The organism is Novosphingobium sp. UBA1939, from assembly GCF_002336885.1.
Taxonomy (GTDB): domain Bacteria; phylum Pseudomonadota; class Alphaproteobacteria; order Sphingomonadales; family Sphingomonadaceae; genus Novosphingobium.
On record NZ_DDFB01000164.1, the window covers coordinates 4,913 to 15,713 of the forward strand.

Here is a 10,801-nt window from a genome sequence, read left to right on the forward strand (position 1 = left end):
GGCGCCTGCCGGTCATCATCGGCCACCGTGCGCGCTTCCAGCACCAGCGCGCCGGCGCCATCGCCGAACAGGACGCAGGTGGTGCGGTCTTCCCAGTCAAGAATGCGCGTGAAGGTTTCGGCGCCGATCACCAGCGCGCACTTAGCCATCCCCGTGCGGATCATGCTGTCGGCCGTGGCCATCGCGTAGAGAAAGCCGGAACAGACCGCCGCCACGTCGAACGCGATGCCGCCGTTGCAGCCCAGGTTGTGCTGGACGATCGTGGCCGTGGCGGGAAACGTCTGGTCCGGCGTTGCCGTGGCGAGCACGATCAGGTCGACGCGCGAGGCATCGACGCCGGCCGCTTCCAGCGCACGACGGGCGGCATCGGTCGCCAGGCTCGATGTGGTTTCGCCTTCCCCGGCGATGTAGCGGTTGCGAATGCCCGTGCGCTCAACGATCCATTCGTCGGTCGTATCGACCATCTTTGCCAGTTCGGCGTTGGAGACCGACCGTTGCGGCAGCGCCGAACCGCTGCCCGTAATCACCGATCGAATCATCACGCCGCCGTCTCGTCTTGCGCGGCGGCGGTCTTGCGGCGGCTGGAGGAACGGATGGTCTCAGCACCGACACTGGCAAGGTCGGCCGCGATACGCTCGGTCAGATTTTCCTCCAGCAACCGAGCGGTGACCGCCACGGCATTGGCCACACCCAGCGCCGAAGCGCCGCCGTGGCTTTTTACGACAATCCCGTTGAGGCCCAGGAACACGGCCCCGTTGTGGTTGTTCGGGTCAAGATGATGCTTGAGCAGTTCGGTCGCCGGGCGGGAGATCAGGAAGCCCACCTTGGACCGCAGCGAACTGGCAAAGCTGCGCTTGAGCAGGTCCGCCACGAAGCGGGCCGCGCCTTCCACCGCCTTGAGCGCGATGTTGCCCGAAAAGCCGTCGGTCACAACAACATCCACGTCCCCGCGCGAAAGCTTGTCCGCCTCGGTATAGCCATCGAACGACATCGCGAGGCTGGCGTTGGCTTCCTTGAGCTGCTGCGCGGCGGCCTGGAGCTCCTCTGTGCCCTTGGTCTCTTCCGTGCCGATATTGAGCAGGCGCACGCGCGGCGCCGGCAGGCCGGTGACGATGCGCGAATAGGCCGCGCCCATGATCGCGAACTGGACGAGATTGCGCGCGTCGCATTCGGTGTTCGCGCCAAGATCGAGCATGACGAGATCGTGCTCGCCCATCGTGGGCAGCAACGCCGCAAGCGCGGGCCGGTCGATACCCGGCATCGTGCGCAGCGAAAGCTTGGCCATCGCCATAAGCGCGCCGGTGTTGCCCGCGCTGACGGCGGCGCCGGCATCGCCGCGCTTCACGGCGTCGATAGCGAGCCCCATAGACGTCGTCTTCGCGCGGCGGAGTGCCTGAGTCGGCTTCTCATCGCCCGAGACGACATCGGGCGCGTGCAGGATTTCCGTCGCCGCGCGCAGATTGGGGTGGTTTTCGAGAGCCTGCTTGATGCGTTCTTCGTCCCCGACCAGCAGGAACTTGAAGCGATCATGGCGACGACGGGCCAGCGCCGCGCCTTCGACCATCACGCGCACGCCCTCATCGCCGCCCATCGCATCAACAGCGATACGCGGCAGGCTCATTGTGCGAATACCCCCCAATTGATGGGATCAGAGCCCGACGGCGATGACTTCGCGGCCGTTGTAGTGACCGCAGGCGTTGCACAGCATGTGCGGACGCTTCAGTTCACCACAGTTCGAGCATTCGTGGAATGCTTCCGCCTTCAGCGCATCGTGGCTGCGGCGCATGCCGCGACGGGACGGCGAGGTCTTTCTTTTGGGGACGGCCATTTCGGCACCTGTTCCTGATCTTGCGAAACTGTTTGTTACGGGCGCGATAGGGAAAACAAGCCTTCCGCACAACCCCTGCGCGCGTATGCGGCGGAACGGCAAGTCGGGAGTCGCCCCTATCGCGGGCGAAGGCGCGCCTATACGGAATTTCTCGTGCTTTGCAAGCGCAACAGGGCTAGCAATCGTGCGGACAACAAGGGGAGTGGACGAGAGGATGATCCTGCCTGTCACATTGAGCACGGCCGCCGCCGCCGCGCTGCTGAATATCTGGCTTACCATTCGGGTCGGCATGGTGCGCCGCGCCACCGGCATCAGCGTGGGCGACGGTGGCAACGAAGCGTTGATCCGCCGGATGCGCGCACAGCTGAACTTCATTGAAAACGCACCGGTGGTGCTGGTGATGGTAGGCGGAATCGAGCTGGCGCGCGCCGGCAACCCCTTCCTGCTGGGCGCCGCTGCGATCTTCATCCTGGGCCGCGTGGCGCACGGCATCGGCATGGACGGCGGCCCGCTGGGCTTCCTGCGCGGCGTGGGCACGCTGACCACGATGCTGACGCAACTGTGCCTTGCCGTCTGGGCCGTTTCGATCGTGTTGGACGCCTGACCGATTACGGGCCGGCCGCGCGCATAGCCCGGCCGGCCCATTGCTTATCCCAGCACGTAATCGCTGACGTAGGAATTGGTCTGGCGCTCGCGCCCGAACGTGCTGGTCGGCCCGTGACCGGGCACGAACGTGACGTCGGAGCCGAGCGGCCACAGCTTCTGCGTGATCGAATCGATCAGATCCTGATGGTTGCCCATCGGGAAATCGGTGCGGCCGATCGAGCCCTGGAACAGCACGTCGCCCACGATCGCGAACCGTGATGGCGCGTGGTAGAACACGACGTGGCCGGGGGTGTGGCCGGGGCAGTGGATCACGTCGAGCTCCAGTTCGCCGATCGTGACCTTTTCGCTATCCTGCAACCAGCGGTCCGGCTCGAACGGCTCTCCGGGGATGCCCCAGCGCTTGCCGTCCTCGTCCAGGCGCGAAATCCAGAAGCGATCGGCCTCGTGCGGACCCTCGATCGGCACGCCCAGGTCTTTTGCGAGAATGCCGGTCACGCCGCAGTGATCGATGTGGCCATGGGTGACGAGCAATTTCTCGATGGTGACGCCCGCCTTGGCGATCGCCGCCTTCAACCGCTCGGGATCACCGCCGGCATCGATGAACGCGGCCTTCATGGTGCGGGTACACCACACCAACGTGCAGTTCTGTTCCAGCGGCGTGACGGGGATGATGGCCACCTTCATCGGCGGCTGCGCGGCGGTTTCGGTCATGCAAAGGGAAATGGCGGGTCGCGTGGCGCTTGGCAAGGGACGAGCCACCCACCGTGCCATAATCGGCGCGCTACAGGCGCCCGCCCTTCCACACCACGCGTCCAACCACGTCGACCTCACCCATCGCGCGTTCGCTGGCCGGATAGGCCGGGTTGTCGCTGATCACACGCATCGTGCCGGCCGGGCCGGGTTCGAGGCGCTTGACCAGCAACATGTCGTCAAGGCGGATGACGTGGATACCGGCACGCAACGCGCGCGGCGTGCGATCGACGAGAATCTCGTCCCCGTCGCGCAAGGTCGGCTCCATCGAATCGCCTTCCACCGCGATCACCGAAAGCGCGACGGGATCGAGCCCCTGGGCCTTGAGCCAACGGGCCGAGAAGCGCAGTTGGCCCGATGGCGCTTCGTCCCGCGCCAGCGCTCCGGGACCGGCCGAGGCTCCCAGCGGCAGGCGCGGAATATCCGCCCAATCGACCAGCGCGCGGGCGACGCCGCCCACCGCGACCGCGCTTCCCGAAGCCGCATGGGCCGGCGCGCCGAGCTCGCTTTCCGACACGCCGAAGAAATTGGCGAGAACGCGGCGGTCGTCCTCCTCCAGCTTGCGCGGACTGCCCTTGCGCACGAACTGCTGGAGATAGGCCGGATTGCGCCCCAGCAGGCCCGAGAGCGCCGAAAGGCTAACGCCGCGCCCGCCGGCAAGCTCCAGCAGACGCGCCCGTGCACGGGCCTGAAGATCGGTTCCGGTCATGCACCCACCATTGTCGAAGGATTTTTCCTAGACTTGTAGGATTTGTCCGTCAACATAAGAAAAATCCTAAATGGATTCGCGAGGGAGATTGCACCGTGCTCATCCGCAAGATCGAAAAATTCCTGCTCCGCACCGGGATGCCGGTGACTCGGTTCGGCCGCATGGCCGCGCACGACCCCCGCCTGGTCATGGACATGCGCAACGGACGCGAGCCCCGCCCGGAAATGATCTCCCGAGTAGAACATTTCATGAACAACTACAAGCCGGAGACCTTCGCGAGCGATGCCCATGCTGGTTGATCATGCCCTGTTTCGGGACGCGCCGCGCGCCTCTCGCCCGGCCCGCCGCCACCGCACCGCCGGTGAGCGGCTATGGCACGCCCTCAGCGCCCTGGCGGGCGCACGCGCCATCCTCGTCAGCCAACGCGAAACGCCATGGGCCAGCGTGACCTTTTCCGGCGCGCGCCACAGCTTCACGCTGCGCTTCGACGAAGCCGAGGCGATCGAGGACGGCGAACACCTGATCGCAGTGCTGCCCGATCACCCGTTCCACATCCCCGGCCATCTCGTGGCCGACGCCAGCGTGGCGCGGGCCGACCACACCCTGCTGCCCGCGCCACGGCTGGAGCTGGACATCGACATCCTGTTGCTGGAAGCATCGTGAAACCGATCGGGGCCTGAACGCTCAAGGGGCCGCGCCCGGGTAAACCCCGGTGCGCGGCCATTCCTCTCCACAAACCGTCAGAAGCGCAAACTAGCGGTCGGTGCGGGCCATCAGCTGCGGTGCAGTTGTCGCCCCTACCCAGAGATTCATGTCGACAGCGTTCGAGACCCGGAACGGTTCCCTGCGATCGTTGAGGAACAGTTCCTCCATCTCAGCACGGTTGAACGGACGCGATCCCAGCCGGCCGAAGATGGCGATCTGCCCGCCGGTTTCATCCACGCCGCGATCGCGATCCAGCCCCTTGGAGAGCGCCAGCGCCGGGCTGGGCGTGTGCGCCCACGCGATCAGTTCCGGCCGGGGTTCGGGCGAGAAGCCGTAGAAGTTCGGCTGGCTGGACGGTGAGGTAAGCTGCACCACCTTCATCCCGTTCCGCCCGTCCGCGACATAGGCGAACAGCGATGCGTTGGTGGAAGCGACGATCACATCCTCGGCATCGTTCAACTGCCCGTCGGCGGTGAACGATTGCTGGATCGCCGGGCGCGTGGGCGCGGTCACGTCCACGATCACCAGCCCCTGAGCTTTAGCCGCGACATAGGCATAGGTGCGGGCGACATAGACGCGGCGGGCATCGGCCAGCGGAACGGTGGCCTGCGGCACCGGCACCGGCTGCGCCAGGTTTGTCACGTCCATCAGCTCAAGCCCGTTGGCCGTCGTCACCCACAGGTAGCGGAACTGCACCGCCGTGGCGCGCGGGTCCTTCAGCGGCACGACCGAGGTGACGCGCGGATCGAGGCAGGTCTCACCGCCCTTCTCCTCGCTCGCCTCGCAGGGCTTGCCCGGCGACCAGGGCTTGGGGAGGTGGACGGTGACCAGCGCCTTGTCGGTGACGATATAGGCATAGTCACCTGCAAGCGTGATGTGCCGCGCCCCCGTCAGGACGCCGTCCGGATTGAACGTCAGCGCGCGGCGGAAGAAGTTGTTGCGGAACTCGCCATCGGCCAGCGTATCGACGTTGACCGCGATCAGCCCTTCCACCGCATCGGTGACGAAGGCGTAATGGTAGATCGGCGAGAACGGCTGCTCCTGGTTCAGATGGCGCAGTTCCGGCGTGTTGCGCGTGGGCGCGATCGCCTGGTTGGTGGGCAGCGCCATGCAGGTGGCGTTCTTCGTATCCACATGGGTGTCGTGCCCCAGCGGCGAGAACGGCGCGGTGGTGATTCGTTCGGAGAAGCCCTTGTTGCCGACCGAGGCGATATCATAGGCGCGGAAGCCGCCCTTGCCTTCGGCCACGAACATGTATTCGCCGCGCATCTGCAGGCAGCGGACCGCGTCCGAAGTGCCCTTGGTGACATTGGTGAACTGTTCACGCCCCTTGGTCTCTTCGGAGAGCTTGCCGTCGATCACGCCGCCGCGCGTCCAGTCCTTCAGCTCGCGGCCGTTCTTCTCGACGTGCTGCCTCCAGTAATCCGGATAGGCATAGCGGTGCAGGTAGCTGCCGATCACCGCCTGCGGCTCGTCCCATTCGGTGACGCGCACCGCCTCGAACCCGCCGTCCAGCCCGAACCAGGCGTTCATGCCGACGAAGTTCACGTAATTGGTGCCGAGCAGTAGCAGCTGCGCCATGATCGCGTTGTTATCGTCCTGCTGGCTGAGGTGGCAGTCGGTGCACTGCTTGGTCTCGTTCTTGCGGACGGTGTGCGGGAAGTGCGGCGCGAACGCCTGCGAGGAATAGCCGATCGCCGAGATCGGCGGCTGCTGCACATAGATCCGTTCGCGGTTGATGTTGGTGGACGACAGGATCAGCGCCGAGGACGAGCGGATCGGCGCGGTGATCGCCTTGCCGCTGACGGGGTTGCCATCCTTGTCGAACTGCACCGGATCGGAGCCCGAGGTCTTGTTGCGCTGGTGCTTGCCGAGCTGGAACATGTCGTCGCGCGCGACCTGCGGGTTATAGGTCGCGTAGTTGCGGGTGTAGTCCTCTTCGTACTTGTGCGTGGTGGACTTCCAGTTCGCCTCGATCGGCAGGTGGCAGCCGGCGCACGACGTGGTCCACGAGAGGTGGCAGGTGAAGCACGCCATGTCGTCATCACGGTGGGCGCGCTGTTCCTTGGGCACGCCGGTGCCGAACTTGTACACCCCATCCTGCGCGGCGGACTTCGCCATCAGCTTGGCCCGCGCCGCCTTGGGATTGAAGATCGGCTTGCCCAGATCATCGACCTTGCCGGCGAAGCGCGCATCGACCGAATCCTTCACCAGGCTAACCCGCCAGGACAGGTTGGGATCGATGATCGAACGCTGGATCAGCACGCGGCGTCCGTCGGCCGCCTTCATCCATTCGAACCGGCGCTGGCCGTCGGCGTTGCGCAGCAGGCTAAGGTTGTTGCCCTTCGGCGGCGCGGCGAGGTTAGACGTCATCAGCGTGGGATAGGCGTCGGGCGTGCCGTGGCAGTCCTTGCAGCCGATCTCCACCGCGTTGGCCACTTCGCCCATGATCATGCCGTTGCCGTGGCTGTCCTGCGAGAAGTGGCAATCGGCGCACTGCATGCCGAGCTGGGCGTGGATGTCCATCATGTGGACCGCCTTGCCCGGATTGTCCGGCCCGGGCTCGACGAACTTGCCCTCACCGTTCTTGCGCCACTTTTCCGGATCGTCCGGATTGACGATGTGCGCCTTGTCGGTGCCGTAGCTCGACATATCGCCTTCATCGTCCAGCAGGTTGCCGCGCCGGTCGCGCTTCAGGATCGCGCGGAAGTTCCAGCCGTGGCCGTGGTAGTCCGCGAACTGCGTGTTCTTGAGCTGCGGGTTCAGGTCATAGACGTTGCGCAGGAACTCCACGTCGCGCCACAGGCCATGGGTCGAGGCCGCTTCCGGATTGCGGTCCAGCGTCTCGCGCGCTTCGGCCATGTTCGGGTGGAACTGCTTCTTGAAGATGCGCTGGTAGTCCGCGTCGGACATGCCCGCCGGCTTCGGCGCGCGATTCTCCGGCCCCGGCCACATCGAATCCGCATCGGATTCGTAGTCCCACATGATGTAGCCGAGGTAGGTGTTCAGGAAGATGTTGGGCTGGTGCATGTGGCAGTTCATGCACTGCGCCGTGGGGATGGCGCGGGTGAAGGCGTGGACCAGCGGGTGGCCGCGTTCGCGGTCCTGCATCGCCACCGGACCGCCCTCATGACCGCCGGCAGGGGCGGGCACGGCATGGCCCGCCTTGTCGAGCCCGGCCGTCGCGTGCGCTTCGGCCTGGCCCATGGCGTGCGCGTCCATCGACCCGTGCGGCGCGACGCCGGCAGCGGGCGAGAACGTGAGCTGTTCCGCCGAAGCAATGGCGCGCGCGCAGTCGCCGGCCAGGTCCTTGGACGCGGCGGAATCGCTGGCATCGGCCTGCAGATAGCCGCCCTGCCCCCCCAGCACGGTGCCGCGCACGCGCGTCTTGTGCTCTTCCTTCGCCGCGTCATAGCTGCCGTACTTGCCGGCACGGTGCTGGCCTTCGCGCAGCGAGTTGATCGTGGGATCGGCGGTGATCGTCTGCCCGTCGCGCCCGCACTTGCCATAGTTCAGGCTGTGGCGCGGCTCGCGATCGTTGGCGTAGATGACGTGGCACGAGGCGCAGCCCGAGGAGCGGTAATCGCCCGGCTGATCGTTGGTGCCCATCTGGAACAGGAACGGGTCGTTCAGGCGCGTCTTGTGGATGTTCAGCACCGGAATGGCGACGCGCAGGCCCGTGGCGGGGCCGCGGTTCGACTGCTTGAGATCGGGGCGGCCCGGCTCGTCGAGCCGCTGGATCAGACCGGTCGAGTTGGGCAGGCCGATTTCGGGGAACTGCGGGTTGATCGTGCGACCGCCATCCTCGAACACGCGGAACACGTCCGCCGGCGGGATCGTGTGCCAGCGCGGCAGCGGATAGAGCACGGGCAGCGCGCCGCGCGCCTTTTCCTGCGGGGTGACGGTGCCCCACATCGGCTTCCCGTCCGGCCCGATTTCCTTCGACGCGGACTTGAGCAGCGCGGGTTCGCCCTGGCGGGTGAAGCTTTCCCCGAACATGTAGTTCTTGAAGGGGACGATGCCGTTGTTATAGGCCGCGCCGCCCCACAGCATCGCGCCGGTGGACATCAGCGAACGTTCCGACGCCTCGATGATGTTCATGTGGCAGGCCCCGCAGGAATCGCGGGCGACGCGATAGTCCGACGGGTTCACGAAGCGGATGAATTCCGGGCTTTCCTTGGCCAGCAGCGCGTAGGAGCGCTTGGGATTGGCCGAGGAAGGCCAGCCCCACGCCACCGGGAAGCGCGGCAGGACGTGGGCGTCCTTCATCGCGCCCACGTATTCCATGCTGCCCCGGTTCCAGCTCCGGTCCGCGACGACCTGGTTGTTGCCGCCATGGCAATCGACGCAGGAGAGCACCACCGCCGGGCTGGCGTGCATGGTCTTGTGATCGCTGGCGGTGTGGCAGCTGACGCAACCGGCGTTTTTCTGGTCGACGAAGGCCCATTGCTCCTCCGCCGTATCGCCCGGCTGGCCGCGCGGGGCCGCGGGGGCGCGGACGTACTTGACCTTCTGCGGCACTTCCTCGCCCGAAGCCCACAGCGCGCTGGGCACGGCCAGGACGGCGAAGGCCGCGAGCAGCCATGCCAGCGGCAGGGCGCGAAGCCGGCGAAACAGGGCGGTAGGACGGCGGAAGGCGGAAGGCTGGGTCATCAGAAGGCCAGTGTCGCGTTGGCGAGGACGGAGTAGTAGCGGCTGCCGCCACCTTCCTGCGCGAAGAGGTCACGGAAACCGCTGCCGGCGTGCAGCACGGCGCCCGACAGGCGGAACACCAGGTTCTGCGAGGCGTTGGGCCGCCAGATCGCGGAAACGGAGGTATCCCAGCCGATGCTGTTGGGAATCGAGCCCTCGTTGCGCAAGACCTGCAGGATGCGGGTGTTCTGGAACCACAGGTGGTTCACGTTGGCGGAGACGCGCAGCGTGGGCAGCAGATCGAAATCCCCCCCCACCCCGGCCAGCACCGTGCCGGGGTTGAGGAAGTTCGACTGGCCCAGTTCCTTGGACGTGCGCAGCGAATTGAGAATGCCGTTGCGGCCGTTGAGCGACACCGCGCGGCCACCGCCCGCGAACGGGATCGACTGGCGAATCCAGTAGCTGGTATCGGCACCGGCGAACTGCGGGTTCTCGAAGATGGCGTCGAAGCCGCCTTCGGTGCCGTCATAGGGATTGCTGTCGCCGCTGGCCCACAGGCCGGAAAGGCGGAAGCGCATCCAGTTGATGTCGTAGCTGGCTTCGGCCGCCGCCATGAACGCCTTGATGACGGCCGGGCGGCTGGTGATGAAGCTGTTGCGGTCCTCCCCCAGCGCGGCATAGGCCTGCGCGGTCAGGTTCATCCGGCCGACGTGGCCGTCCGCCGCATAACCGATATAGACCACATCGTACTGGCGCGGACGGATATCGCCGAGCAGCGCCGGGCGCGCGGGAAAGCCGTTCTTGTCCGACTTGTAGCGGTTTTCCCGGTTCATGTTGTAGGTGAGCGAGACCTGGCTGGTCAGCCCGACGAACGGGAAATCCTGGCGGTAGATGTTGCCGGTGAAGATCCAGTCGCGGCGCAGCGGCTGCGTCACGTCGTTCAACCCGGAATTGGTGTCCTTCTCGATCCGCCAGAACGCGGCGAGGTTGAACTGCCAGCGGTTGTTGTCGCGGTTGCCGAACAGGCGCACGCCCAGCTGGTTGTCGTTGAACAGGAAGCCGCGGAAATCCGACTGGAAGGGCTGGATGCCGACGCGCAGTGAATCGAAATCGAAGCGCTCCGAGCGATTGCCCAGATGCTTGTCGATAAAGGCTTCCTGCACGCCAAGGAAGGTATCGGTGCGATGCGACGGCTTCGACGAGCGCACGTCGAGCACGCGGCGTTCCTGCACGTTCACATGGTTGACGTTATACGCCAGCAGCACGCGATATTCGATGTCCGGCGGCTTGTAGGTCGTCGAGCCCTTGGTCAGCGCCGCACCGAACAGGAAGGTCGATGCCGCGACGAGGCTGCGATCACGGCCGAACTGATCGAGCGCGCCGGGGCGGCTGCTCGTCTGATCGGCGACCGGGGTCGGAAAGGAGCGCGGCTCGAGGATCGTGTCCGAGATCGCGTTGAGCTGCAGGAACCAGTCGTCGCCCTTGATCGGCAGCCATTTGTGCTTCGACGGGTCGATCGGCCGATCACCCTTCAGCGTGTTCTGGTGATAGGGATCGAACCAGCGTTCCTT

The 10,801-nt window shown here is 65.9% G+C and carries 10 protein-coding genes; 3 read left to right on the forward strand and 7 right to left on the reverse strand.

The features are described from left to right. The 3 genes from B3547_RS21625 to rpmF form a co-directional block, all read right to left on the reverse strand. The coding region (locus B3547_RS21625; protein WP_414690603.1) for a beta-ketoacyl-ACP synthase 3 at positions 1–539 on the reverse strand (539 nt) is incomplete at its 3' end. Continuing rightward, the gene (gene plsX, locus B3547_RS21630; RefSeq protein ID WP_124807976.1) at positions 539–1,621 is read right to left on the reverse strand and encodes a phosphate acyltransferase PlsX; all 1,083 of its coding nucleotides are present in this window, start codon (positions 1,619–1,621) and stop codon (positions 539–541) included. The genes plsX and B3547_RS21625, both read right to left, overlap by 1 nt. 27 nt (positions 1,622–1,648) lie before the next feature. After that, entirely contained in the window at positions 1,649–1,828 is a 180-nt protein-coding gene (gene rpmF / locus B3547_RS21635; RefSeq protein WP_124807977.1) for a 50S ribosomal protein L32, read from the reverse strand. 214 nt (positions 1,829–2,042) lie between these two features. On the opposite strand from rpmF, the gene B3547_RS21640 reads away from it, so the two are divergent. After that, positions 2,043–2,432 carry an MAPEG family protein gene (locus B3547_RS21640; protein WP_124807978.1) on the forward strand — a complete coding sequence of 130 codons (390 nt, stop codon included), beginning with the start codon at positions 2,043–2,045 and terminating at the stop codon, positions 2,430–2,432. A gap of 44 nt (positions 2,433–2,476) precedes the next feature. Here the strand turns inward: B3547_RS21640 and B3547_RS21645 are convergent, their stop codons facing one another. Next, the gene (locus tag B3547_RS21645) at positions 2,477–3,145 is read right to left on the reverse strand and encodes an MBL fold metallo-hydrolase (protein ID WP_292966961.1); all 669 of its coding nucleotides are present in this window, start codon (positions 3,143–3,145) and stop codon (positions 2,477–2,479) included. 70 nt (positions 3,146–3,215) lie between these two features. Continuing rightward, positions 3,216–3,893 carry a S24 family peptidase gene (locus B3547_RS21650; protein WP_194920194.1) on the reverse strand — a complete coding sequence of 226 codons (678 nt, stop codon included), beginning with the start codon at positions 3,891–3,893 and terminating at the stop codon, positions 3,216–3,218. A 95-nt stretch (positions 3,894–3,988) separates the two neighbouring features. Between B3547_RS21650 and B3547_RS21655 the strand changes: the two genes are divergently transcribed. Then, positions 3,989–4,192 (forward strand): hypothetical protein, encoded by a 204-nt coding sequence (locus B3547_RS21655; protein WP_124807981.1) that lies wholly within the window; start codon positions 3,989–3,991, stop codon positions 4,190–4,192. Next, on the forward strand, positions 4,176–4,556 hold the full coding sequence (locus B3547_RS21660) for a hypothetical protein (protein WP_292966967.1): 381 nt from the start codon (positions 4,176–4,178) through the stop codon (positions 4,554–4,556). The genes B3547_RS21655 and B3547_RS21660 overlap by 17 nt, the downstream gene beginning before the upstream one ends. A gap of 90 nt (positions 4,557–4,646) precedes the next feature. On the opposite strand, the gene B3547_RS21665 is transcribed toward B3547_RS21660, so the two are convergent. Both B3547_RS21665 and B3547_RS21670 read right to left on the reverse strand, forming a co-directional pair. Further along, positions 4,647–9,251: a multiheme c-type cytochrome gene (locus B3547_RS21665; protein WP_292966970.1), complete on the reverse strand. Its 4,605-nt coding sequence runs from the start codon at positions 9,249–9,251 to the stop codon at positions 4,647–4,649. After that, a partial coding sequence (locus B3547_RS21670) for a hypothetical protein (RefSeq protein ID WP_292966973.1) occupies positions 9,251–10,801 on the reverse strand: 1,551 nt, incomplete at its 5' end. The genes B3547_RS21665 and B3547_RS21670, both read right to left, overlap by 1 nt.